Origin of the sequence: Endozoicomonas sp., assembly GCF_965196975.1 — a bacterium.
In the GTDB taxonomy this organism is placed as follows: domain Bacteria; phylum Pseudomonadota; class Gammaproteobacteria; order Pseudomonadales; family Endozoicomonadaceae; genus Endozoicomonas.
Map to the genome: position 1 here is coordinate 4,283,072 of NZ_OZ239981.1, position 26,628 is coordinate 4,309,699.

Below are 26,628 nucleotides of genomic sequence, written 5' to 3' on the forward strand. Positions count from 1 at the left end.
TCTGCTCATTGAGTTCAGGAAGGTTATCAATACCCAGTTCCAGATGCTGGACAGTCAGAACAGGCAGTGATCCCTCCGAACAGGAGAGGGAGAATCAAGAGCATCTGATCGTCGCCTATCTCATTCAGGAAGCCCTTGAAAATCACCAGTCAAAAAATCAGAACTCCTTTGAACGCTACGTGACCACCCAGTCAATAGCCCATTGATTAAGGACGAGCCATGATTACTGAAAACACCCCACTGGATCGCCACCCAAGAAAAAAACGACTGATGCTGACCCAGCGCCGGGCAAAGCTCAAGGGCCATAAAGTCGCTCGTCGCCTGAACCAGAGGTAAGGTCGCCAGTCCCCAGTAACAAAACCAACAATAAAAAAGGCAAATGCTATGGAACAACAAAATACTGCACCTGGTTTTCTTAATATCAATTCAGACGTTGAAACAATGTTCAGTTGTGAAATTGCAGACCTCACTGGAAAGCAAACCGAATTCAGGGCAGAAATAGTGAGACTGGATAATAAAAAAAGGGAAGACAGAGCTTCCCTTTATAACATGGCTATTCTTGTGGAACTTAAATCAACCCAGTGATGGGCCTGCTGCTACCAGAGCCTTGCCTTCTTCGTTATCAGTAAACTTAACAAAGTTGGTAATAAAGCGATCCGCCAGGTCATGAGCCTTACGTTCCCACTCGGCAGGATCTTCATAAGTATCCTGAGGGTTCAGAATACTGTCATCAACACCAGCAACACTTTGTGGTACATGCAATCCGAAGAAAGGCAGAGTTTTGGTTTCTGCTTTATCAATAGAACCATCCAGAATGGCATCAATGATTGCCCGGGTTGCCTTGATGGAGATACGCTTGCCAGTACCGTTCCATCCAGTATTCACCAGATAAGCGGTAGCACCATGAGCTTCCATTTTCTTAACCAGTTCTTCTGCGTACTTGGTTGGGTGCAGGGACAGGAATGCAGCACCGAAGCAGGAAGAGAAGGTTGGTGTTGGCTCAGTGATCCCACGCTCAGTACCCGCCAGTTTCGCAGTAAAGCCGGAGAGGAAGTGGTATTTGGTCTGCTCAGGTGTCAGACAGGAGACTGGGGGTAAAACACCAAACGCATCGGCAGTAAGGAAGATCACTTTCTTGGCGTGACCAGCCTTGGAAACCGGCTTAACAATATTATCAATATGGTACAGGGGGTAGGAAACCCGGGTATTCTCGGTTTTTGAGCCATCATCAAAGTCAATTTTACCCTGAGCATCAACGGTTACGTTTTCCAGCAACGCATCTCGACGAATGGCATGGAAAATCTCAGGCTCATTTTCTTCTCTCAAGCTAATTGTCTTGGCATAACAACCGCCTTCAAAGTTGAAGACGCCATCATCATCCCAACCGTGTTCATCATCACCAATCAGAGCACGCTTTGGATCTGCAGAGAGCGTGGTTTTACCGGTTCCAGACAGGCCAAAGAAAATTGCTGTATCCCCCTGTTCACCCACATTGGCAGAACAGTGCATAGACGCCATGCCCCTGAGCGGCAGAAGGTAGTTCATGATGGAGAACATACCTTTCTTCATTTCACCGCCATACCAGGTACCACCAATGACCTGAATCCGCTCCGTCAGGTTGAATGCCACAAAGTTTTCAGAGTTCAGGCCATGATCCTGCCATTTTGGATTGGTACACTTTGCACCGTTCATCACAATAAAGTCAGGTTCAAAGCCCACCAGCTCATCTTCGCTGGGCCGGATGAACATGTTTTTGACGAAGTGAGCCTGCCATGCCACTTCAGTCACAAAACGCACGCTCAAGCGTGTTTCAGGATTAGCACCGCAGAAACCGTCAATAATAAACAGGCGCTTGCCGGACAGCTGGTTGGTTACCAGTGATTTAAGATCTGCCCAGACGTCTTCAGTAATGGGCTTATTGTCATTTTTCCCCTGGTCAGACCACCAGATGGTATCCCGGGTCGTATCGTCCTTGACGATGTATTTATCCTTCGGAGAACGGCCAGTGAAAATACCGGTATCCACCGACACGGCCCCCATTTCAGTAACCACCCCTTTTTCATAGCCTTCCAGTTCCGGCCGGGTCTCCTCTTCAAACAGGGTGTCATAAGAGGGGTTGTAAACCACATCAAGGACATCCTTGATTCCGACTGCAGCCAGAGCTTCCTTTACGTTTACATGGGCCATGCAAAGTTCTCCTAAGGCAATACGCTCAACTTAACGTTTCATGTTGTTAGATTATGATAATTCTTGTGGCGCGCTATGATAGGGTATTGAACCTATTATTTAAATATAACTCTGAAATTACAGGTTATAGAGCCCTCTTTTCACGCCTGATAGTTAACTGAGTCTGGTAAAAGACGTTAAACCTTTGTCAGTTTGAAAGTGTTGCCCCGCGTCAAACTTATCATCGGTCACTGGAAGAAAACACAAGTGCACACTCTCATCATTATCTCTGGCTAATGAACTCATAAAGAGCCGGTAAAATCCAGCACCAGACAACAAAAACAAGCAAGAAAAAACAAAATAAAACAGCATTTGACCATTTAGTCAGGAATTTAACTAAATTCCCGACCAAACAAGAAGAAGAGGAACCTAAAAGCCTTAATGTGTTTGTGGTTTTTCGTTAAAGATTGAATCCAGATCATCTTTACCAAAAACATATTGGTGATTACAGAACTGGCAGTCCATGGCAACCCGCCCTTCTTCTTCAATAATTGACTCGATTTCTTTTCGATCCAGAGTACTGATGATTTTCGCACTTCTTTCCTGAGAACAGGTGCAGACGAAACGAACCGGCTCTTTTTCAAAAATACGAACCGTTTCTTCATGAAACAGCCTGATCAGCAGTGTTTCATGATCCAGATCCAGCAGCTCAGCGTCCTGAATGGTGTCAGCCAGCGCCGTCATGCGATTCCAGGATTCAGCGCGAATGTCCTCAGAAAGCTCAGCACTGGCAGGCAAAGCCTGCAGCAGAAAACCGCCACAGGTTTGACCATCACAAGCCAGCCACAACCGTGTTTGCAACTGCACAGACTGAGTAAAATAGTCTTCAAGACTTGCTGAAAGTGTTTCCTTTTCCAGAGGTACAATCCCCTGATAACGCTTCCCTTTAACCGGGTCCACAGTAATCAACAGGCTTGCTTTACCCAGAAGTTCCTGAAGTGTTCCCTCAGCAAGATCATCTTTGAATTGCGCAACGGCTCTGAAAGACTTCTGGTCTGTGCATTCCACCATTAGCAGCGTTAATGGCCCGTCGCCTCTGGCCTGAAGGGTCAGTAGCCCTTCAAACTTCAGTGTGGTGCTCAACAATACGGCAGAAGCCACCAGTTCCCCCAGAAGACGCCTGACAACTTCTGGATAATCATGGGCAGCCAAGGCGTCAACATAGCTATTGTTAAGGGAAACGATTTCACCGCGAATATCGGTATTTTCAAAGATAAAGCGCTGCACTGCGTTATCAGTTCTGCTCATGGGCAACATTCCGTTCCGGGCTTATCAAAAAACTGACGGCATCATGAAAACTACCGACCAAATACAGGCAAGCCACTGATTTATAAAGAAACATAAAATAAGAAACGGCGTATTATATTACGATTCGACCCAAAACACTTCGCCATGTTTATAGCGTGTCTCTCTAAAATGCTGTTTGGCTATACTCTAAAGATGCTAGCATTGCCAGGGAAAGGGTATGCCAACACCACAAGACCGCATCTCATTAAATCATATTGTTAAACCACCTTCTTTTGAGAAGCCAACCAAAGAGTTAGAAACGCCCTTGCCTGCAAGCAGCCAAACAGGTATTGGGGACGACACTCAAAGTGATTCCCTACCAATAGGAAAAAGGAACATTGAGCAAACCTCAGCAGTTCCAAATGTTAATCCCGAACCTACACAAATTGACCGTCTAAAGAAAGACTACGAAGGCCAGTTAAACCAAAAAGCCAAATTAGAACAAAAACAAAAGCTAGCCGAGTCTGTCGACCCCATTCGCCGAGCTATAAAAGAGCCAGAAAGCAGTTGTGACTGCGGATATAAGGTATTCTTTACACCCAGAGATGGCGGAAAGACCATTTGTGTCATCCCTCCTGAGGAAGGAATTGATGAGGGCTATTTACAGGAACTTCACTCAAAACTGGGAATTCATCTAAATAACGTCGAAGAAAAGTTTGGTGTTGATGGTAAAAAGCTGGCAGAGCCTCTGAAAAAGTTAGAAGCGGAGATAGCGACAACGCATCAAAGACTGCTTTCGCTAGGGGTCAGTCCAGAAGAACTTAGCTCTTACGCACCTGAAAGTGCTCTCAGATATGAAGTGACCGATGGGGATCTTTCTTCAGAAGAGTGGGCACTTATTGATAACTCAGGCACTTTTGAAGTGGTGGAGAAGCCGCATGTACCCGAACTTGAAGAAACTGAGATACCTGAACCACCAAGATCTACAGTATCAACAATACCTGTAACTCAAGATAACCCACCAGTGTTACAGCAAGCAGCCTTTAATCTTCAATTTCCGGTTGATAATGTAATTCCCTTGAGGTCAGCTGCTGATGGCAAGCCACCAGAGGCATTCCCTACTAAATTTGATGACAACAGAGTCGAGAAGGGGGAAGAGGGAGAAGATGTCTCAAAACCTGTCAAAACCATAAGAGTTTCGGTTATTGTTTCCGAGAGTTCTGAATTAGCATTACCGGCTGAACAAAGATTAGATATCTTTAAAAACCCGGAAGCGTTCGAAACTCTGCACTCAGAGCTTCGAGACTCACTGAACAAGCCAGGCAGCAGTAGGTTCGCTCTCAGCTCCCAAATTAAAGATAGGGGTCTAGCCACCCGGCAATGCTTTTGTTATCGAGGATCCACAGGTACTGCATTTGTACATACCTTTCCAGACAGTTTTCGCTTCAAACCTGGTAATAACAATAACAACCAATTTATGATCCTCTGGTATCCAGACACTACGGAGCCAGATGATCCTGAAGAGGCTGCAAAGAAGGCGGGTCATGATATTGTCACAGCTATCCATAAATACAATAACCAAGCATTTGCTTATAATATAGGATTATTGGAAAACGACATTAGTCACTGGGAGGCTTCTGGCAGATCCGGCCCTAAACCTAGAAAGTTACCCGAAGTGGAAACCATCAGATTTGGTTCTTTTCCACATGGGCCAAAAGCACTCGATAACCAGATGATGTCTGGAATGAGTGAAGGCTTACATGAAGCCCAAGGCACTGGCACTCGTTTTGAATCAATAAGGCCGATAAAAAATCTGGAACTGCCTGAGCACTTATGTAGAGCACAGGAAGCCCCGCCGCCGCCTAGCCAACCAGAACTCTCTTTTACCTTCACAGAGGATTCCGCCAGGGACGTTCTTGAAGCTAATTTAAAAAGTGCTCAATTGAAACCGATGATTTCCACTGTTTCAAGAGCAGAGAGGCCTGAACCATCAACTGGGAATACTTATAACCCGGAAGATGATCTGGACTTTAACAGCATAACTGATATTCAATTCCATTTTGCAGGATCAGAAATATCAGAAGAGCAACAAAACGCATTGAAAAAGAGAGCACAATTGCTCGATGAATCATTAGAGGGCGAGGCTGAGCCCGTCACAGATAGTAAGGTGATGAATATCATTTACGAGGTATTCAACCCGTATTTTGCCGATACTCAAGCAGAACGTGATGTTACTATACACTTCGTTCACAAAGAAAATATTTGGGTCATAAATCGTGGAAAAACCCGCTTACCTTACTGCTCACGAGATGATAGTGGTACCGGTAATCTCGCTGCTGATAATACGGCCAAAACAGTGACGAGTGCTCTTCGAACGGCAATTTCTGCACCAGCAAGCACAAGCCTTGAGAGTTTCCCTGCCGTCACAAAGCTCCCGGCAGAAAAAACAAATGGTATTTATATGGCTTACATACCAGAAGGCTCACAACCAAAAATGTCGGATGATGATTTTTTTGCCATCGTAAATGCAAACAAAACACATGAAAATCAGATGACATTTGATGAACAAGAAACAATTCAGAGCGCAGTCACAGAGCGCCTTAAGGATAATGGAGCTATTAAAGTTTTCGCAAATCTACATTAAACCACAGTAGAGAAAACATTATGCACCTAATATTATTAAATGAATCCCTCAGGTATCAGCTCATTTTATTCTGAGTTTAGATCTATAGTGCCTACCTACCAGATGCTAATATAATCTCTAACCGCGTATCCTTAAAAAAGACAAAGCATTCAGAAAATAGCCAGACATTAATAAAACAAAAGAGTCAGGGAAGCCCTCAACGGGCAGCTGAAATTGATGGCATTATGTGTAGAAGTTCAGACCTGACCTGACAGTTACCGATTTTCAAGAAGGTGTCTGTCAGGTTAAATTCAGGCTATGAACTTTTCCTTCCAGATCTCTTTCCCATCAATCAGTGTTTCTATCGGCGTTCTCCCGTTGCACTGCTTACCTTGATGGGTACGCTCAGTATTGTAGTGAATTAACCATTCGTCCAGATCTGACTGAATCATCTCAATACTCGTATACAGCGTCTTTCTCAATGCAGGTTGATAAAACTCCTGCAGAATCGTTTTATGGAAGCGTTCACAGATTCCATTCGTTTGTGGATGCCGGGTTTTCGTCTTCGTATGTTCAATGTCGTTCACCGCCAGGTAAAGTTGATAATCGTGTTGATCAGCACGACCACAATACTCTGTACCTCTGTCTGTCAGTATTCTGAGCACAGGTAGCTCTTGAGCTTCATAGAATGGCAACACGCGGTCATTGAGCAGGTCTGCAGCCGTAATTGGGGTCTTTGTCTTATAGAGTTTGGCCTGCGCTACCTTGGAGTAAGTATCAACATAAGTCTGCTGATAAACGCGGCCAACACCTTTAAAGGTTCCAACATAGAAAGTGTCCTGTGAACCAAGGTAGCCAGGGTGCGCTGTGTCAATCTCACCACTGGCCTCATCATCCAGCTTCTTGCGCTCAAGTGCCCTGACCTGGGACTCGGTGAGAATGATTCCTTCTCGAGCCACTTTCTCTTCAAGGGCTTTGAGGCGCAGTTTGAAGCTTCCCAGATCATTTCTTAGCCAGATGCTTCTCACACCGCTGGGAGAGACGAAGATACCTTGCTTGCGAAGTTCATTGGAAACACGGGCCTGCCCATGGGCAGGATCTTCTACCGCATACTCAAGAACCGCTTTTTCAACAGCGGGGTCTACTCGGTTTTTGAGGTTTGGAACTCTTCGGCTTTGATCAAGAAGTGCTTCGACCCCACCTTCATCAACAGCATCCCGGTAACGATAAAATGTATCTCTGGAGACACCCATGGTTTTACAGGCTTTAGAGATGTTTCCGAGCTCATCTGCAAGGTTCAGTAGCCCGACCTTGTGCTTGATGATTTTCTGGTTGGTGTGAATCATAAGGGTCACCTTTAATGATTTAGATTTCAGTGAACTCACCTTCTTTCTAAATCGGTAACCCTTTTCTTTTGATGAGAAGAAAATGTCAGATTAAGTCTGAACTACTCCACATTATGATTCTTATGAAGGCAGCACTTTTAGGATAAATATTTAAACAAACCAAGGGCACACGTTACAACTAATCATCACGCTGCCAGTTATCAGGAAGGGTGAACTCCATATTCTCAAGCAACTTACCAACCGCCGCCAGTACACGGTAGCGTGCGTACGTTTCCTGATACACGGCCGAGGTCAAGCTGTTACTGGACTGGAACAGCTCATTCTCACTATCCAACAAGTCCAACAGGGTTCGCTTACCAATATTAAACTGCTCTCCGTAAGCTGCTACGGTATCGCGGCTGGCATCCTCATGAAGCAATAGGTACTCACGCTGCTCGCCGGTAAACTGAAGCGCTGCCCAGGCGATGCGCATTCTTTCTTCAATATCTCTCATGACTCTGGCTTTCTGAGAGCGGCTCTCCTCTGCCTGATAAGCGCTCTCCATCAACCGGGCCTTGTCACCACCACCTCGAAACAAGTTGTAACGAAGCCGCACCATCGCAACGGTATCCCGGTAATCACCAAGCTGGCCATCAGCATTACGTTTCCAACTCTGATCAAGCTCAGCATCCAGAGAAGGGAGATAACTGCTTTTTCGTGATGAATAAGCGTATTCTGATGACTCAACATCCAGTTCAGCGGCTTTGATGTTAGGGTGATCCTGCCATCCCTTTTTAATGGCGTTATTCAAATCTTCAGGCAATGCCAGATGCTCAAAACCAGGAAACTCTAAATCATCAGGGCTATGACCAACCAGCGCCCGGTATTCACTCTCGGCATCCATCAGGTTATTTCTGGCATTGATCAGGTTCGCATTAGCCCTTGCACGCCGTCCTTCTACCTGAATCAAGTCAGAGCTTCGCGCTACACCTTGTCTGGCACGACGTTCAATCTGGTCATAAATTTCATCATGGATTTCCAGATTCTCTTCCGCCAGCTCAACAAGGTCCCGCCTCTCAAGCACCTTGAGATAGACATTAATAACCTGCAAAGCCAGGTCTTCCAGTGTTGAATAAAGCCGCCACTGCTCTGCTTCAGTACCTTTTTCAGCACCTTTAACGCTATTCCACGTATTAAAACCAGCAAAAAGGTTCTGCTTTATCGAAAAAGAGGCTTCCTGTCGGGTAAAACTCTTCTCATCAATCTGGTCATTTGATCCATCTGGAACATCTTTGTTCTGACCACCAATACCCGCTGCTATATCGAGGGTTGGCCAGAAATCAGCTGCTGCTGCACCAATGGTTTCCTGCTCTGCTTTCAGCCGATTAAGAGCAACTTTTGCCTGAGGATGTGAAAGCAAAGCACTACTAAGTGCTTCTTCCAAAGCTTCAGCAGTTGCTTCTGAGTTCCATGCCAGTAGTCCTGTGAACATACTGGTTAACAGAAGTGGAAAACGATTCATGGGTGTCCCTGTATCTTTCGTACTGAGATTTATTATGAAAATACATCGCCATTCTTGGCTGGGACTTTATAGCTGGTTGGCAAAATCGTGATCTGCAACACTCACGCTTCTGGTCAGCAACGACCAACTTATGATAAAAAAGCATAATAAGCGATCCAGATATCCGGTTGAAACAGAATTAAGCCATTGAGAACGGATCGACAAGAAAGAATGGCAGCGAACCATTTTCGCTTCTTCTGTGGATTGCCAGGGGAAAAACATGCAAGGTGGCGAAAAAGACCTCAAGGTCATGATCATTGATGACAGCAAGACGATTCGTCGAACTGCTGAAACTCTTTTGAAAAAAGCGGGCTGTCTGGTGGTTACGGCCACTGATGGCTTTGATGCATTGGCAAAAATTGCTGAATCCGAACCAGACATCATCTTTGTTGATATCATGATGCCCCGCCTGGATGGCTACCAGACCTGCGCGCTCATCAAAAACAATAGTGCATTTAAAAAGATTCCTGTCATCATGCTGTCAAGCAAAGATGGACTCTTTGACCGTGCCAGAGGGCGTATTGCCGGTTCAGACTACTATCTGACCAAACCATTCAGCCGTGATGAGCTGTTTGGAGCTATTCGAGATCACTGCCCTGACTACGCTCTGGCGGTTTAAGTAAAATTAAGAGCTCCCTGCCTGCATTCATTTGAATTGTTCCGGGGAGTATCAAGAAATAATGTGAAGCAAGTAACCAAGTTAGGTGCCGGCCTGAATAACTATACAAAGGCCGACAACACCGGGGGATTTATGGCTAAGGTATTGATTGTTGACGACTCACCAACCGAACTCTACCAACTGAGCGCAATGCTTGAAAAGCATGGTCATACAGTACTGACTGCCGACAATGGTGCCGATGGTGTTGCCCTTTGCAGGGAAGAACAACCGGATGCGGTGTTAATGGATATCGTCATGCCCGGTTTGAATGGTTTTCAAGCTACCCGCCAACTCTCTAAAGACGGTAGCACTGGCCATATTCCAGTCATTATTGTAACCACCAAGGATCAGGAAACCGACCGCGTCTGGGGTATGCGCCAGGGAGCCAAGAACTATTTGACCAAACCCATCAAGGAAAACCTCCTTCTGGAAACCCTTAACGAAGTGTTAAGCGATGTTGCTGCCTGAATAAAGTCTACGTCTAATAACCATGCTATTCACATTCACGACTTTGACCAGTAAAGGGATCCTCTAAGGAAAGGAGTACAATGACCAACTCCACTCACCCATTCGACTACTTGGAAGCACTTGAGCAAAGTGCCTCCCTGTACAGCGCCCCAATACCTGACGATCAAGATGATATGAGCTATTGGCAGGGCGTCAGTTTTCTATTGAATGGTCAGCACTATATGGTTCAGGTTGGCTCAGTCTCTGAAATTCTTCCTGTTCCTCAAACAACACCATTACCTGGTGTTCAGCGCTGGGTCAAAGGAATAGCGAATGTCCGGGGACGCCTGATCCCTATTGTCAGCCTGGGAGAGTTCCTGAGTTACGGATTGAACAGTCAATTGTCCGCAAAACCTAACCAAAACAATCGGATTCTTGTCATTGAGAAGAAAGATCTATCTGTCGGTCTGATTGTTGATGAAGTTAAGGGAATGCAGCAATTTACAACCAGTAGCTACTCGGACGAGATACCGGCATCACTCCCGGAAAGTGTCCACCCATTTACCCGGGGCTCATATTCCAAAGATCAACACTATGTCGTCTTCAGTGTTGAGGGACTCGTTACTAACGAGCGTTTTCTAAAAGCCGCCAGCGAATAAACAGGATTTTGATTTCATATTAGAAATCGGGGAATAAACCATGAAAGGCAATCAAGCGAAAAGGGGACAGGGAAGCAAGGCTAACAGGGCCACGATCGCTTCGATCACAATGCTGGTGCTGTCTCTGTCTGTGATGACCGGTGCATTTATCTATAACGACCAGCAATCACAGCTTCTGCATACCCATGCAACCAACGCGGGTGAACTCCGGGTTCTTTCCCAGCAGATTGCCAAAAACGCTTCAGAAGCGGCCGCCGGTAAAGAAGAAGCCTTTCCTCTGTTGAAAGATGCTACCTCAATGTTTGGCCAATATATTGGCGAACTGAATAGTGCCAAACTCTCGGTACTCCCTTTTGTTGATACCTCCAATAGTGCTGCAGCCCAGCAGATCGAAGCCCTTGGTTCTGCCTGGTCTGAAATGAAAGTTGAAGCAGATAGTATCCTCTCTGCCCAGGATACCGTACTGTCACTGCACGACGTTGCTACCACATTGAGCGAAACCATTCCCCAGCTGCAAATTGAATACGATGAAGTTGTAGAAATCCTGCTGGAAAATAATGCACCTTCTGATCAGATTGCTATGGCACAGCGCCAGCCCTGGTTGGCAGAACGTATTATCCGAAGCGTAGCCAAGGTTCTTGAAGGTGGTGAAGACTCCATTATGGCCGCTGATAGTTTTGGCCGAGACGCTAAACTCTTTGGTCGCGTACTTGATGGGATGTTGGAAGGCAACATTGCCATGCGAATTAGTCAGGTAACTGACGATGAAGCCATTGACCGTCTCATGGAGATTTCTGACCTGTTTGAATTCGTGGACGGCAGTGTTGATGAGATTCTGGAAACCTCTCCGGAACTGTTTCAGGTACGTGCCGCATCAGACATCATCTTCACCGACTCTCAGCAACTGCTGCAGCAGACATCTGTACTGGCAGATACATTGTCTGCTTCCACTATAGAACAGAAGACACTTGAGCTGGCCATTATGGTCTCTGGTGGACTTTCCTTACTGTTTGTCCTGCTGACCGCAATGTCCATCATCATGGATACCCACCGTCGTCTGGAAGAGACTAAGACCCAAAGTGAAGCTACGGAAGCTCAGAGTGCCGCTAATCAGAAAGCGATTCTGCGACTGCTTGATGAGATGGCGGATCTGGCAGACGGTGACTTGACCGTTAAAGCCAGTGTAACCGAGGACTTTACCGGAGCCATTGCGGACTCCATTAACTTTTCTATTGAGCAGCTGCGAGCCCTGGTTAATACCATCAACCAGACCGCAGTAAAAGTAGATGCTGCAGCTCAGGAAACCCAGTCAACCGCACGTCTGCTTGCTGAAGCGTCCGACCATCAGGCTCAGGAAATCGGCGCAACAACGCAGTCTGTTAACCAGATGGCAGAGTCCATTGATAAGGTTTCCAGTGAAGCATCAGACTCTGCTGATGTTGCCGAACGCTCTGTACAAATTGCGGCTAACGGTGGACTGGTTGTACGAAATACGATTGATGGCATGACCACCATTCGTGAACAGATTCAGGATACCTCCAAACGTCTTAAGCGACTGGGTGAGTCTTCTCAGGAGATCGGTGACATCATCTCCCTGATCAATGAGATCGCCGACCAGACCAACATTCTATCTCTGAACGCTGCCATCCAGGCCTCCATGGCCGGTGAGGCAGGTCGGGGCTTTGCTGTAGTCGCAGATGAGGTACAACGTCTGGCAGAGCGTGTATCGGCGGCAACCAAGCAGGTAGAAGCTCTCGTTTCAACCATCCAGACTGATACAAATGAAGCAGTAATTTCCATGGAGCAAACCACTTCTGAAGTGGTACACGGGGCTCGCCTGGCACAGGATGCGGGTGTTGCTCTGGAAGAGATCGAGCAGGTCTCTAATAGCCTGTCAGGTCTTATCCGGAACATTTCTGAAACCGCAAAAATTCAGGCACAGTCAGCATCTCAAATCTCCAACCGCATGGTGGCCATTCGGGATATTTCGATTCAAACCTCTTCAGGTACCAAGGCAACCGCTCAGTCTATCGGTGACCTGGCCGGCATGGCAATGGAGATGCGTCAGTCGGTTACTGGTTTCAAACTGCCTGAGACGACAGAGTCCTGAGACAGGAAGACTGACTCTGCAAGAGACAAGAGTATGAGAACAAGCATGATGCCCACCGCTCAGGCCCTCTTGTTAAGAAGAGCGCTTACGAAAGCGGGAATGGTAGCTGGAACGGGAGCCCGGCATGGTCGAACAGCGTGAATACATAGGTCTGGACTGGGTGATTGGGGAGATTGACAGTACCCTCACTGAAGCCCGTCAAGACCTTGAACAGTATGCTGACTCAACAGATGACTTAGTGCTTCTGGAGAATTGCCGTACAAAAATTCAGCAGATTCACAGCACATTAAAGGTGTTAAAGCAGAAGGGAGCCCGACTGCTTACCCGCGAAATTCTGCTGCTATTGGATAGTCTGAAAGGAACGCCAATTGAGAATGCTCAGGAACAACTGGTTATACTGATTCAGGCAATGCTTCAGCTACCCGGCTATCTGGCTCATACATCAAGGTCTGGTAAGGATTCTCCGGGCCTGTTAAAGACCCTGCTGAGCGAAATGCGGCAGCTTCGCGGGCAACGTGCTTTGTCCGATATTGACTTCTTTACACCCATTATCATTCATACCATAGCGCCGATTCCAGAAGCTCAGCTGACAAAGCTGCAAGCCAGTGGTTTTGCCGTTCTGGTGCGGAAAATACGCCAGAAATATCAACTCTGCCTTGCAGGAGTGCTCAGAGATAGCCAGCGAGAACAGCAGCTCGCAGTGATCAGCAAAATATTTGCCAAGCTGCAAAATCTGTGCTGGGACTCACCTATTTCCCCATTATGGGATGCCTGCACAGCCTTTTCAGAAGGCCTCAAGGAAGGCTCCATTGCCATAGACAACCATGCCATCACAATACTGCGTGAAATGGATCATGAGTTGAAGTGCCTGGCCACTGAAGAAACCAAACGCCTGAATACTCTCCCATCAGAAGAGCTGTTAAGAGAAATTTTATACCGGATTGGTAAAGCGAATAGTGACAATGCACTTATTCTCTCTCTGAAGCGTCGTTATTCACTCGAGAAGGCTCTCGAATCTGAGCCTCAGGACATAAACCTGATCAGCTTCGATGCGGCGGCTCCTGTGGTGAAAGCTATTAAGGAAGAGCTCGCTCATGTCAAAGATGCTCTGGACCTTTACCTGCTAAATCCTGAGGTCAATAAGAGCAGACTTCGGGACCAGCTCGCCACCTGCCAGCAAATCTCTGACACGCTTTGCATGCTTGGTCTCGACCATTTGCAGAACATCATGCAAAAAGAGTCAAGTCACCTGCAAGCCATTCTGAACAGTGATCAGCCATCTGAGCAGGTTCATGAGGTTCTGATCAATACAGCAGCCCAGTTATTAGAAATTGAAGCCGGCCTGAATCAGTTCATGGGCTTAAACCGCTCTGTAACCGGCCAATCCTCCGTATCTGCCCAGATGAATGATATTCATCAAACGGTGATCCATGAGGCCAGAGAAAACTTGGAGCAAGCAAAAGGAGCCGTCGTCGACTACCTGGGTAGTCAGCATAATCAGGAGTTTTTAGTCAAACTTCTCCCCCTGATAAAAAGTATCCAGGGAGGCCTTGCGATTATCCCGCTTAACAGGGTTGCAGAGTTAATCAGCCGCTGCTCACGGCATATTCAGAATCAGTGGCTTGATAAGAACCTTAAGCCAAGCCTTGATGAGCTTGAAGCCCTGGCAGATACGCTATCCAGTATTGAGTACTATCTGGAACAGCTGAGTGGTGGCGCTTCTACTCACTCCGAGAAAACGCTGGATATTACTCAGGAAAGCCTCAATAAGCTGGAGTCATCCCTTCAGGTAACGAGCACCGAGCCCGAAGTATCAGCCACACCAGCCCCTGCAGAGACGAGAGCCAAGGTTAACCCATTCGCCGTACACCTACTTTCAGATGAAGAGAAAGCGGCTCTGGAAAAAGAGGCTGCAGAAAAGGACGTTATCGAATTTCACTACGAAGAACCGACGTCTGTTACTGCAGAAGCTTCTGAACAAGAGCCAGATTATGGTCTGACAATCGAGTTCACAACCGATAGTCAGAGTGCCTCTCAAGACAATAGCACAGAGCAGGTTCCTTCTTTTTCCCCATCAATTGACCTATCCGAGATGGAGAGTCTGCTTCCAGATTCGGTGTCTGTTGAGAGACCAGAAACAGAAGCTGACGAACAACCATTGGCTATTGATTTCTCCTTGAATGAAGATGACCTGCCTTCTCTTGAAGGTCTTTCTCATATTGAAGAGTCCACAGCAGCTGACAATACCATCTCCTTTTCAGATAACACCTCAGCAATAAGCGACAACACAAGTCTGACAGGTCATGTCTCTGAGAGTGTGGCGCCCAGTATCACTTCTTCCAGTGACGACTCTTTCTCTTTAGAAGAAAACTTACGTGTTTCTCTGGATGAAGAGAGTGACGAAGACCTTCATGAGATCTTCGTCGAGGAAGCGACAGAAGTTCAACAGCAGCTCGAAGCCGAACTCCCTAACTGGCGCAACAACATCAATGATGAAACCAGCATCGATGAGATCCGAAGAGCCTTTCATACCCTGAAGGGTAGCGGCCGAATGATTGGAGCTGATGTTATTGGTGAGCTGGCATGGTCCGTCGAGAATATGCTAAACAGCGTAATAGAGAGCTCCATTGCTGCTTCCGAGCCAATGGTCGAACTGCTCGATGAAATCATTACCATGCTGCCCGAGCTGGTGAATGACTTTGCCAAAGACAGCCAGCAGCTAACACCAGAAGTCCTGCTTTGTATGGAAAAAGCAGATGCCTTGGGCAAAGGGATCAGTTTTGCGGTGGATCGTGAGGAGTCAGTAGACACTGATCAGCAAGAGCCCGCCATGATGTTCGGTAACATTGTGGAAGAGAAGGCTGAAGAAGCTCTGAATAACACCGCTACGGAATCGTTAGAACCACCAGCAACGGCTGTAGCAGGTAAACCTGACACGGAAGAACAAACCGGTGAGCTGGAGAGTGGATACGACCAACAGCTACTGGAAATTTTTGACAGTGAAGCCAGAAGCCACCTCGGGGTAGTAAAAGAGTTTATCGAAAGCGGACACCAATTTGGTGGTGATATCCAGATCACCGATACCGTCCAACGAGCCTTGCACACCCTGAAAGGCAGTGCATTTATGGCTGAAATCACGCCTCTTGCAGAGCTGATTGCCGCTATCGAGAAAACCATCAAAGAGTTTCGCGCTCATCTGGTTCCAGCTGACAACCAAGTCATTAGTATGCTGGAGCAGGGCGTTGATCTGATTGAAGATGCATTACTGCAACTCCAAACAGCCCCACAGTCTCTTGAGCTTAAAGTCGATAGTTTCCTGAACTGGCTAAACGCACTTCATAACCAGCTACTTAGCAACAGTTTGAAGGATGAGCTGGGAGCAGAGAGCCCATCAGAAAAGCAACCAACAGGCCAACAAGCAGCTCTTTTCCTGGCGAGTGACCTTGATCTGTTACTGGATGCCAGCAGTTACCTCAAGATATGGGTTAATAACATTCCGCTTGAGGAGCTTGATCAGTTCAAGTTTGAACTGAAAGTTCTAGCTGAAAATGCGAATGAAGCAGGTCTGTCAGCCATGACAGAGCTCTGTGACGTACTACGGGATGTCTGCGTTTATCTGGAAACTCACGAAACCAAACTCCCCCAGCAGCTATTGCCACCATTTACTGATGGCTTCGAGGCACTGGTCGAAATGATGAACCAGGTAGCCTCCCAGCAAACACCGGAATCTCCACAGACAGTATTCAGCGCTTTACGTGAGGCGCTTGAATCGCTTTTGCCTGAGCACGAGCTTAGTGAAGCAGAACCATCCACATCAGAACTTGATAACTCTTCAAAACAAGGCCCAGAGAGTGATGCCTTTGAGTTTATTCTGGATGCTGATGAGGAAATTGTACTGTCGTCAATTTCAGACGAGCACTTTGAGCGCTTGGAAGCCAGGTCTTCAGATGCAATAACACCGGCTGAAAAACAATCACTTGCCTCTTTTATCAGTGAGAATGAGTCTGACCAGGAACTGCGAAAGCTGTTTATTGAGGAGGCTTATGAACTCCTTGAGGATTCGGCACAGTCTCTGGAAACATGGCTAAGAAACCCTAATGAACTCCAACCGATTCATGAGCTTCAACGCTGCTTGCACACCCTGAAAGGTGGAGCAATGATGGCAGAGCTCAACGAGCTGGGAGAACTCAGCCATGCCCTTGAAGATATCTATGAATCCATTACCAACGGTAGCTGTGAGCTTGAAAGCGCACCACTGGCACTGATACAGAAAACGCATGATACCATCGAAGGAATGCTAAAGGCGCTTGGTAGAGGTGACTCATCTCCCGATGTTCAGCGTATGCTGGAAGAACTCAGACAGTGGAAGAGTCGGCTGAACGCCAGTGATTCACCAGCCGCCAATATTGAAGCTTTACCTGATTACCTTGGACAGACCTCAGTTGCTGAGCCAGTCAGTCATAGGTTGTCTGAGAGTGGACTGGTCACTGATCTTCCTGATCGACCACAGACTGAACCCTTACCGGAACCAATTTCTACCATCAAGGTAGCCCCTCAGATCACTACGGATAGTGAAGAAAATGCTCTTCAGTCAGCGTCCAGCGAAATGGTCCGGGTTCCTTCAGAACTGCTGGAAACACTGATCAATCTCGCTGGAGAAACCAGCATCAGTCGCTCCCGTATCGAGCAACAAACAGCAGATGCCACCAGAACACTTGAAGAGATGAATCGAACCATTCTCCGGGTTCGAGAACAGCTTCGACGCCTTGATATAGAAACACAGACCCAGATTATTTCCCGACATCAGGGTGATCTGGGTGATAATCCTGACTTTGACCCGTTGGAAATGGATCAGTACTCCGAACTGTCCCAGCTTTCTCACTCATTGGTTGAATCTGCATCCGACCTTATGGACCTGCGTGAAGCGCTACAGGAGAAAACCCGGGATACAGAGACACTGCTTCTGCAACAGTCCAGAACCCAAATTGAGCTTCAGGAACAGCTCATGAAAGCCCGAATGGTATCTTTCAGTCGTCTGGTACCTAGGCTGCGCAAGATTGTCCGACAGGTATCTGACGACCTGAATAAGCCAGTTGAACTTTTGGTCAGTAATGCTGAAGGCGAAATGGACAGAACCATGCTTGAGCGGATACTGGCCCCTCTGGAGCACATGCTGAGAAATGCCATTGGTCATGGCATTGAGGACACAGCAGAAGAGCGAAGGAACTCAGGCAAACCGGAAACCGGTCAAATTTCTCTGTCAATTCGCCGGGATGGAGCAGATGTTGTTGTTGAATTGTCCGATGATGGTCGCGGTATCAATATCGAAGCAGTTAAGGCCAAGGCAGTTGAACAGAAGCTGATCAGCTCAGATGAACATATAAGCGATCAGGAAGCTATTGAACTGATTATGAAGTCCGGGTTCAGCACTGCCAGTAATGTAACCCATCTTTCTGGTCGCGGAGTCGGGCTGGACGTTGTGAATAACTCGGTGCGCCAGCTCGGCGGCAGTCTCCAGGTCAACTCTGAAACGGGTCAGGGGACACATTTCTCGCTCCGGTTACCATTTACCCTCTCCATTAACCGGGCTCTCATGGTGGAAGTGGGCAATAGTCTGTACGCACTTCCAATGCATGCCATTGACGGCATTTCTATGATGTCGTCTACCATGCTGACCGACTGCTACAGAAACAACGCCCCTCTTGTGTATGGTAATGGTACTGAACACCAGTTGATTTATATGGGTGCTTTGATCGGTACAGGCACCCCGAAAATCAGTGGCGGACAGTGTCCAGTTGTACTGGTTCAAAGAGGAAGCGAGAATATTGCTGTTCAGGTTGATTCAATTGTAGGCAGCAGGGAGATCATTACCAAAAGCCTGGGAATCCAGTTCTCTGGGCTGGCAGGGGTTAATGGTGCAACTATCCTTGGCGATGGCCGAGTTGTTGTTATCCTGGATCCTGCGGCACTGTATCGAAAGCATCTTATTACCAAACCGGCTTCAGTAGAAAAATATGAACTTGATAGCAGTGACCAAGCGGTTAAGGTTCTGGTTGTAGACGACTCTGTAACTGTACGAAAAGTTACCAGCCGTTTGCTGACACGCCAAGGCTACGAGGTCACGTCTGCCCGGGATGGTGTAGAAGCAATGACAATGCTCTCAGAACACAAACCGGATATTATGCTTCTGGATATTGAAATGCCACGCATGGATGGTTTTGAGGTGGCCAGTGCTGTCAGAAACGACCCAGAGCTTCAGGGTCTTCCCATTATCATGATCACGTCCAGAACCGGTGAGAAGCATCGCAACCGGGCCTTCAGCCTTGGTGTTAATGAGTACATAGGTAAGCCTTTCCAGGAAGGGCCACTGCTCGAAGCCATTGAAAAATTAATTGAGGTTGAGACGGCTTGAAGACAGCGCTTTCAGAAAGTGCTGTTATCAGCAAAAGCAGCCTCAATGGCACCAGAATTAAGAGGAAACCATGTCCGGAAGCCACCAGCCTATTTCGTCAGTATTGATGCCAATGCAGCAGCGCCCCCTGCTGATACCGTCGGCATGCATTGCAGGTATTCAGGACTACAGCCGCCCAGAACAAAACTACCCGGACACCGAGTGGTTGCTGGGCGATCTTCGCTGGCGGGGTATCAAGATTCCGGTTGTTTCCTTTGAAAGGCTGAACCAGGGGAGATTTGCCGAGTTCTCTGCCACCAACCGTATCGCTATTATGCATCGCACCAGTAAAAACGATAACCTGCCATTCTATGCAATGGTCGTGCAGGGTGTACCACAGCCACTAACACTGGTGCGGGAAGAAGTGCGAAATTCAGCAGAAGAAAAAGGACCGATGGAAAAGCACAGAGTGATTCTGAGAGATGTTCCTGCGTCTATTCCTGATCTTGAACTTCTAGAGCAGAAAATTGCAGCGGTGGTTTCCATCAGTAAGCTCGAGGCTAAACACTAGTCTCATATTTGTTTGATGGGTAGCAGTCCATGGCAGGACTCTACCTCAAATTTTTCCACATATATGGTTCGACCAGTAAGAGCATCCCGGATTTTTTCCTTTTTAGGCCCTGGTTGATACAAACTATTATCACGCTCTCTCAAATTCCGTTTACCAGAGGCTCTTGAAACAATAGATTGAGCACAACGTGCTACCTTAACTTTTCTTCTTCCTTCCTTTTCTTTAAGGCCATTATAATCCGAGTAATATTTACATAACTTAACCAGAGCTGCACGTTTTTTATCCCCCTATGATTCCGGCCTGAATATGCGGCCCAATATTGCTCAAGTGTTCCCCCTCCTCTTTTTTCACCCACTACCGGATAATTTTTCTGCTCTTGTGAGGCAAGCCCGTCATACTGACACATTTTCAATAATTCAGCAGGTAGTATTTCCAGTGGAACAGCTCTAGTTTCTAACTTTTTTTCCGGAACACCCTGCTCTTCCATCAAGGAGATCCATGTCTTAGGATTTTTGCTAATATATTTAATGAACTTAATAGCAAAAACGCCACAAACACTGAAATCCTTTTGCATAGCCTCTCTTGGAAAGAGGCAAACAAGTGAATAACCAGAGAAACAGGGTTGAATAACTTTTAATAGTTTACTTCGTATTGTCTTAGCCAGATTACTTTGGCATCCTAAGGTCTCATGAAGATAACAATATACGACACCCTCTTTCACATGGAAAGCAAGAGCCAATGTATGATGCTCCGGCAGGTGCTCAAAAACTATACATGGAAGCATAAATTCTTTCTTGCCCAACGAAGTTTCTCTCTCTTGCAACTCAACCTTTATAACTTCAAGGAATGCCTTTATTTCCGCATCACTATTGGCACAAACAAACCGACAATATGATCCATTACCAGTTTTAATCTTACTCTGTAATAATCTATTAGTTGCATTCAGGGGAAGATATAGCTCACCATCGAACTCATAATTAACTCCTTTACTTATCCCACCCTCTATGTACTGGAGTATCGGGCCTGACTGCCGAGCCAGTGGGTTAGCATCGAAAAAAACATTGTGAGATATGCTCTTTCCTACCTCCTTCCACACTCTTCTATCCCTTTCTATCTCAAACTCTAATAGAACCGACTCTGAGGGTTTCAGCCAAATATTTTTTCCTTTCAGGCGACTTTCAAAACTTACTCCCTTTTCCTTGGCAAAGGGTAAAACACTTTTCTTACCAGAGTTGGTCAGGATCATTTTCTTTCCAGCCACCATTTTATCCCTATCATTAACAGCGACAAGTAATTCAGCACTATTACTTTTACTATCGCCACCAACAATAAAGGCTTCACACTCATCATCATTTTGAAGAGTAATACTATCTTCAGGATCGACCACCTTAAATTCACGATTAAAAAAGTGCGTAGAATTATGAATCAAATCTTTTGAAGAGTGACAGTCAAATGGTCGTATAGCAAATTTCTCGAAGCATTTAAAATCTTCTATAATACCTGTAGGAATGAATTTACGCCGACCTTCCATCGAAAGCCCATCAATATAGTAGCGACGCCCCTCAATTACACTCCACCGAGGATAGGTATCTATGTAACCTAGAACATCTTCTTCAAATGTTGATGCTATTTTTCCTGCGATTGATGACGATATCCCTCCAATTTCTGGCATTATCAATTCCAAGTATTACATTAAGCCAATGTTGGACTGTATTTTATTTTTATAGTTCCATCGTCTAAAACCAAAATCCCATAAAAAAGGGAGCTCTAGGCTCCCTTTTTTTAACTGAATAGGACTTTCGCATTGACAGGCAGCTGTAAAAATTGCTAGATCAGCAAAAAATAGCGGATGTCGTCGTGCGTAGAAAGATAACAAGACCTACAACAGCTGGGTGTGATTTGCCGAAATATACAGGGTTTCTATTGTGTGAGCCGAAATCAGCAACCTGTACTCGCCTTAGTGAGATCGGAGATATGTCACACCACAGCGTTAACCGTTTTCTACAACGTGAAGACTTTGCTCCCAATGACCTTTTCATGGAAGTAGCCGCAAGGCTGATTCTTGATGGGGGCACGCTATCGGTTGATGATACGGTGCTGGATAAGCCGTACAGTAACTACACGGCATTCATCGGCTATCATTACTCGGGCAAGCATCATAAAGCCGTCAAGGGCATTAATCTCATAACGCTCTATTACACCGATATCAAAGGCTATAGCCTTCCTGTCAATTTCCGTATCTATGACTCTGCGGACGGAAAGTCCAAAAATGATTATTTTCTCGAGATGCTGAAAGAAGTACTTGTATGGGGCTTACGACCTGCATTTGTTACGGGGGATTCCTGGTATAGCAGTGCCGCAAACCTGAAGACTGTGAAAAACAACGGTCTGGGTTTTATGTTTGCCGTTAAAAGCAACCGTACTGTTTCTATCCAAAAGGGTGACTACCAACAAGTGCAGAGCCTGGAGATTCCTGAAGAGGGAATAACCGTTTGGCTACGTAATTTTGGTTCTGTGCGTTTGTACCGGACGCGGCTAAAAAACGAGCTGCGCCATTACGTCGTCTACACACCCCATGCTGGATCAGAGGTATCACCACAGGTAGGCTTTAATGAACTTCACCTGCACCATTGGGCGATCGAAGAGTATCACCGGGCGCTGAAACAACTCTGCAGTATTGAGCGCTTTCAGGTGAGAGGAAAGCAGCAGGTCAGGAACCATATTTTTGCCTCTATCTTTGGGTATGCCTGCCTTCAGGCCAAGAAAGTATCTGAATCTCTCAGTAGCATCTATCGCGTTAAGAATGATGCGCTCAAGGATGCTATTTGGGACTTCATTAAGAGCTTCTCTGATGGTAAAGACTGGCTGAGACCATCTTTTATCAGAGCTGTCAATGCGTAAGTTCTACTGAATCAATTAAGACTGCTTGGAAGCAACATAATCATTCAATTCAGTAACCTGAGCAGTAGCAACAAACTCACCATCCATGAAGAAATTGACAGCCTCGCCAGACTTTTCACCACACATGATCGCTTGCTTACCATCAGTGTAAGTCAGCTGCATTTCAACAGTATTCTCATCAACCTGCTTGAAAGAAGTAGAAGCAACACCATCCAGAGGCACTTCAGTCATGGATTTGTCCAGCTTGTGGTTGACCTTGAAGATGGCGTCTACAGGCATATCAACAACCGCTGGAGACTTGCCTGTAATTGGGTTAGTGCCAGTCCAGAATTCAATCGTATTGAAGATGAAGAAGTCAGCAGTCGCTGCAATACCGTAAACAGGGCTGAGCAGCATGAACAGTCCAGCACGACCATAACGGTTGTCAACAACAGACAGGTTTGCTTTGGTCACCATAGCAGAGGTGCCCATCTGACCCATACAGCCAGTCAGTGATGCAGCAAAAACAGCAACAGCCAGAGCTTTAATCGCCACCTTTTTCATGAATCATTTACTCCAAAACAGTCCAAAGCTAAATGTGCCGCTTGCTTGGGACCAAATAAGTAAAGAGCCTGAAAAGCGGCCTTTTCATAACTAAAAGCTCTTACAAAAAAGGACGGCGAATTATAGGACTTTTACTCGAACTGACCAGCCATTTACTTTCGCTACTTATACTGATCTCATAGGTACTATCAATAATCTCCCCAAAGGTACTGCATCAGCGAGATGGCAACCACAGGCGCAGTTTCCGTTCTCAGAACACGGGGGCCTAATGCGAGTGGGTTAAAGCGATACCTCTCAGCCAACTCAATTTCCTGTGCTGCCAGGCCTCCTTCCGGACCAATCAACAGAGACACTGACCTAGGCTGTTCATAGCCACTTAATTTCTCTCGAGTTCGATGATGCAGTACAAAGTTCAACTCAGTAGCTCGAGTTGAGAGCCAGTCTTCAAGCTTAACTGGTATATGAATTATCGGCACGATATTACGACCGCACTGCTCACAAGCACTGATAGCCACCTGTTGCCAGTGCTTGACCCGTTTATCCAAACGCTCAGCATTCAACTTCACTTCACACCGTTCACTCCATAACGGAGTGATGGAGGTTACCCCTGCCTCTGTTGCTTTCTGAATGGCATAATCCATACGCTCTCCACGACTGAGCGTTTGGCCAAGCTCAATAGTCAAAGGAGACTGGGCATCACCTTCGATAAACGACTCCAGGTAAACCGTCACCGCTTTTTTGCTGACACTTTCTATCGTTCCCTGCCAGGCGCCCCCCTCACCATTAAACAGGACCAGAGGTTCACTGGGCTTCATTCGTAAAACGCGACCGACATGATTGGCTGCACTTTCCGAGAGTTCGATGGAGCTGTCAGCCTTAAGCGGCTGCTCTGAATAAATACGAGGGTTTCTCATGGGAGTAATGTAGAGGGAGAGATTGTAATTAAAGAGGAATTATAAGCGCTTAACTACAGAGACCACAAAGCGTGTAAAAAAATTTTCCGCTCGCTTTGTGGTCTCTGTGGATGCAAAAAATGTCAGGAAGCAGAAATACCGAGGTTGTCACAAATACCCTGACAGGGAGCTGCCTGATTCAGCGTATAAAAGTGCAAACCTGGAGCGCCACCTTCCAATAATTTTTCACAAAGCTGGGTCACTATCTCTTCACCAAACTTTTTAATACTGGTTATGTCATCGCCATAGGATTCCAGTTGCTTACGAATCCATCTTGGAATCTCTGCACCACAGGCATCAGAAAAACGAGCCAGACGGGTATAGTTGGTAATCGGCATGATTCCGGGAATCACTGGAACATCAATACCAAACGAGCGGATGCGTTCCAGGAAATAGAAATAACTGTCCGCATTAAAGAAATACTGGGTAATTGCCGAATTAGCACCCGCATCCACCTTACGCTTGAAGTTTTCCAGATCTTTTTCCATATTCGGCGCCTGCGGATGGACTTCAGGATAAGCGGCAACCTCGATATGGAAGTGATCTCCCGTTTCTGTACGAATGAACTCCACCAGCTCATTGGCATAACGCATTTCACCACTGTCACGTCCCATACCTGAAGGAAGGTCGCCTCTCAGAGCAACAATACGTTTAATGCCTTGGTTACGGTAAAAATTCAGCAACTCTTTAATCTGTTCGCGGGAATCCCCAACACAGGAAAGGTGTGGTGCTGTTGCGATACGAGTTTGGTTCTGGGTTGATAGCACAGTTTCAAGAGTTCTATCCCGTGTAGAGCCACCAGCACCATAAGTCACCGAGAAAAATTCCGGTTGGTATCTGGCTAAGCTGATAGCATGCTGCTCAAGCTTCTGGGCACCCTCTTCGGTTTTAGTAGGAAAGAACTCAAAGCTGATAGGGGTGTTATTGGTTATTGTATTTGCCATGGCATTCACCAGCAGAGGAAGCTGGCTGATGAGGAGGCATCAGCCAGCTTAAAAGACGTTTAGTATTTGTAATCGTTGCTCTTGAAGGGGCCATCAACGGGCACATTGATGTAATCAGCCTGATCCTGGGTCAACTGAGTTATGACACCACCAAAGCCTTCCACCATGTAGGCTGCAACTTCTTCATCCAGTTTCTTCGGCAACACAGTTACCGCCAGCTTTTCTGACTTCTGATCTGCTGGCAGGTTTGCAAACCCAGCCTCGTACAGGTGAATCTGAGCCAGAACCTGGTTAGCAAAAGAGCCATCCATAATACGCGATGGATGCCCAGTGGCATTCCCCAGGTTCACCAAACGTCCCTCGGAAAGCAAGATCAAATGGTCATTTGAAGAACCATCTCTGACAATCTTGTGCACCTGAGGTTTAACCTCTTCCCAGATCCAGTGTTCCCGCATGAATTGAGTATCAATCTCGGTATCAAAGTGTCCGATATTGCATACCACACAGCCACTTTTCAGAGCTTTCAGCATATTGCGATCACAAACGTGCACATTACCCGTGGTCGTTACCAGCAAATCAGTGGTAGCCAGAAGCTCTTTATTGATAGAGGCCTCCGATCCATCGTTAACGCCATTGGTATAGGGTGATACCACTTCAAAGCCATCCATACAGGCCTGCATGGCACAGATAGGATCAACTTCTGTCACCTTTACAATCATGCCTTCCTGTCGAAGGGAAGCTGCAGACCCTTTACCTACATCGCCGTAACCAACTACCAGTGCTTTCTTACCCGCCAGCAGATGGTCAGTTGCTCGTTTGATGGCATCATTCAGGGAATGGCGACAACCGTATTTGTTGTCATTTTTGCTTTTGGTAACCGCATCATTGACGTTGATCGCCGGGACTTTCAGAGTGCCTTTTTCCAGCATTTCCAGAAGACGGTGAACCCCAGTTGTGGTTTCCTCAGAAATGCCATGAATGTTATCCAATAGTTCTGGGTACTTATCGTGTAGAAGCAGTGTCAGGTCACCGCCATCATCCAGTACCATGTTGGCTTGCCACGGCTTACCAGCACCATCAAGAACAGTCTGCTCGATACACCACCAGAACTCCTCTTCTGTCTCGCCCTTCCAGGCAAAAACGGGTATACCAACTGCTGCTATAGCAGCGGCTGCATGATCCTGGGTCGAGAAGATATTACAGGAAGACCAGCGTACTTCAGCTCCAAGTTCTACCAGAGTTTCAATAAGCACGGCCGTCTGGATGGTCATGTGAATGCAACCCATGATCTTTGCACCTTTCAGCGGCTGCTGATCACGGTATTTAGCCCGAATCGCCATCAAGGCAGGCATTTCACCTTCCGCTATCTGGATCTCACGTCTTCCCCAGTCCGCAAGAGAAATATCAGCTACTCGATAGTCCTGAGCCTTGACGGAGCTTTGAAAATCAGCAGTTAAATCAGGGTTAGCACTCATAAAACTCATCCCAC

18 protein-coding genes are annotated in these 26,628 nt (G+C 46.6%); 9 read left to right on the forward strand and 9 right to left on the reverse strand.

The window, feature by feature from the left end:
* The first annotated feature begins 384 nt into the window (after positions 1 to 384).
* The gene (locus ACOCLE_RS19275) at positions 385 to 585 is read left to right on the forward strand and encodes a hypothetical protein (RefSeq protein WP_419533839.1); all 201 of its coding nucleotides are present in this window, start codon (positions 385 to 387) and stop codon (positions 583 to 585) included.
* Here ACOCLE_RS19275 and pckA read toward each other — a convergent pair.
* Positions 574 to 2,187, reverse strand: coding sequence for a phosphoenolpyruvate carboxykinase (ATP) (gene pckA, locus ACOCLE_RS19280; protein WP_419533840.1), 1,614 nt, complete (start codon positions 2,185 to 2,187; stop codon positions 574 to 576). The genes ACOCLE_RS19275 and pckA overlap by 12 nt on opposite strands.
* A 417-nt stretch (positions 2,188 to 2,604) precedes the next feature.
* Positions 2,605 to 3,474 carry an Hsp33 family molecular chaperone HslO gene (gene hslO, locus ACOCLE_RS19285; RefSeq protein WP_419533841.1) on the reverse strand — a complete coding sequence of 290 codons (870 nt, stop codon included), beginning with the start codon at positions 3,472 to 3,474 and terminating at the stop codon, positions 2,605 to 2,607.
* A gap of 217 nt (positions 3,475 to 3,691) precedes the next feature.
* On the opposite strand from hslO, the gene ACOCLE_RS19290 reads away from it, so the two are divergent.
* A complete protein-coding gene (locus tag ACOCLE_RS19290) occupies positions 3,692 to 6,097 on the forward strand; it encodes a hypothetical protein (RefSeq protein WP_419533842.1) in 2,406 nt (801 codons plus the stop codon).
* Positions 6,098 to 6,387: 290 nt separating this feature from the next.
* On the opposite strand, the gene ACOCLE_RS19295 is transcribed toward ACOCLE_RS19290, so the two are convergent.
* Positions 6,388 to 7,422 carry an IS481 family transposase gene (locus ACOCLE_RS19295; protein WP_419533178.1) on the reverse strand — a complete coding sequence of 345 codons (1,035 nt, stop codon included), beginning with the start codon at positions 7,420 to 7,422 and terminating at the stop codon, positions 6,388 to 6,390.
* A gap of 178 nt (positions 7,423 to 7,600) precedes the next feature.
* Positions 7,601 to 8,923: a TolC family outer membrane protein gene (locus ACOCLE_RS19300; protein WP_419533843.1), complete on the reverse strand. Its 1,323-nt coding sequence runs from the start codon at positions 8,921 to 8,923 to the stop codon at positions 7,601 to 7,603.
* A 259-nt stretch (positions 8,924 to 9,182) separates the two neighbouring features.
* Here ACOCLE_RS19300 and pilG point away from each other — a divergent pair, with 259 nt between their 5' ends.
* The 6 genes from pilG to ACOCLE_RS19330 all read left to right on the forward strand — a co-directional run bounded on the left by pilG (position 9,183) and on the right by ACOCLE_RS19330 (position 19,798).
* The gene (pilG, locus tag ACOCLE_RS19305; RefSeq protein WP_419533844.1) at positions 9,183 to 9,581 is read left to right on the forward strand and encodes a twitching motility response regulator PilG; all 399 of its coding nucleotides are present in this window, start codon (positions 9,183 to 9,185) and stop codon (positions 9,579 to 9,581) included.
* Between the two features lie 132 nt (positions 9,582 to 9,713).
* On the forward strand, positions 9,714 to 10,088 hold the full coding sequence (pilH, locus tag ACOCLE_RS19310; protein ID WP_419537232.1) for a twitching motility response regulator PilH: 375 nt from the start codon (positions 9,714 to 9,716) through the stop codon (positions 10,086 to 10,088).
* Positions 10,089 to 10,168: 80 nt separating this feature from the next.
* Positions 10,169 to 10,726, forward strand: coding sequence for a chemotaxis protein CheW (locus tag ACOCLE_RS19315; RefSeq protein WP_419533845.1), 558 nt, complete (start codon positions 10,169 to 10,171; stop codon positions 10,724 to 10,726).
* 133 nt (positions 10,727 to 10,859) lie between these two features.
* Positions 10,860 to 12,836 carry a methyl-accepting chemotaxis protein gene (locus ACOCLE_RS19320; protein ID WP_419537233.1) on the forward strand — a complete coding sequence of 659 codons (1,977 nt, stop codon included), beginning with the start codon at positions 10,860 to 10,862 and terminating at the stop codon, positions 12,834 to 12,836.
* A gap of 124 nt (positions 12,837 to 12,960) precedes the next feature.
* Complete coding sequence (locus ACOCLE_RS19325; RefSeq protein ID WP_419533846.1) at positions 12,961 to 19,248, forward strand: Hpt domain-containing protein; 6,288 nt, start codon at positions 12,961 to 12,963, stop codon at positions 19,246 to 19,248.
* Positions 19,249 to 19,318: 70 nt separating this feature from the next.
* Entirely contained in the window at positions 19,319 to 19,798 is a 480-nt protein-coding gene (locus ACOCLE_RS19330; protein ID WP_419533847.1) for a chemotaxis protein CheW, read from the forward strand.
* Between the two features lie 190 nt (positions 19,799 to 19,988).
* Here ACOCLE_RS19330 and ACOCLE_RS19335 read toward each other — a convergent pair whose 3' ends face one another.
* Positions 19,989 to 21,470 (reverse strand): hypothetical protein, encoded by a 1,482-nt coding sequence (locus tag ACOCLE_RS19335; RefSeq protein WP_419533848.1) that lies wholly within the window; start codon positions 21,468 to 21,470, stop codon positions 19,989 to 19,991.
* A gap of 185 nt (positions 21,471 to 21,655) precedes the next feature.
* Between ACOCLE_RS19335 and ACOCLE_RS19340 the strand changes: the two genes are divergently transcribed.
* Positions 21,656 to 22,699 carry a transposase gene (locus ACOCLE_RS19340; protein WP_419533005.1) on the forward strand — a complete coding sequence of 348 codons (1,044 nt, stop codon included), beginning with the start codon at positions 21,656 to 21,658 and terminating at the stop codon, positions 22,697 to 22,699.
* Positions 22,700 to 22,714: 15 nt separating this feature from the next.
* Here ACOCLE_RS19340 and ACOCLE_RS19345 read toward each other — a convergent pair whose 3' ends face one another.
* The 4 genes from ACOCLE_RS19345 to ahcY form a co-directional block, all read right to left on the reverse strand.
* Positions 22,715 to 23,242 (reverse strand): DUF3332 domain-containing protein, encoded by a 528-nt coding sequence (locus ACOCLE_RS19345; protein ID WP_419533849.1) that lies wholly within the window; start codon positions 23,240 to 23,242, stop codon positions 22,715 to 22,717.
* Positions 23,243 to 23,430: 188 nt separating this feature from the next.
* Positions 23,431 to 24,156 carry a 16S rRNA (uracil(1498)-N(3))-methyltransferase gene (locus tag ACOCLE_RS19350; RefSeq protein ID WP_419533850.1) on the reverse strand — a complete coding sequence of 242 codons (726 nt, stop codon included), beginning with the start codon at positions 24,154 to 24,156 and terminating at the stop codon, positions 23,431 to 23,433.
* A 122-nt stretch (positions 24,157 to 24,278) separates the two neighbouring features.
* Complete coding sequence (metF, locus tag ACOCLE_RS19355; RefSeq protein ID WP_419533851.1) at positions 24,279 to 25,139, reverse strand: methylenetetrahydrofolate reductase [NAD(P)H]; 861 nt, start codon at positions 25,137 to 25,139, stop codon at positions 24,279 to 24,281.
* A gap of 59 nt (positions 25,140 to 25,198) precedes the next feature.
* Positions 25,199 to 26,614, reverse strand: a complete 1,416-nt coding sequence (gene ahcY, locus ACOCLE_RS19360) for an adenosylhomocysteinase (RefSeq protein ID WP_419533852.1) — start codon at positions 26,612 to 26,614, stop codon at positions 25,199 to 25,201.
* Between the last annotated feature and the right edge of the window lie 14 nt (positions 26,615 to 26,628).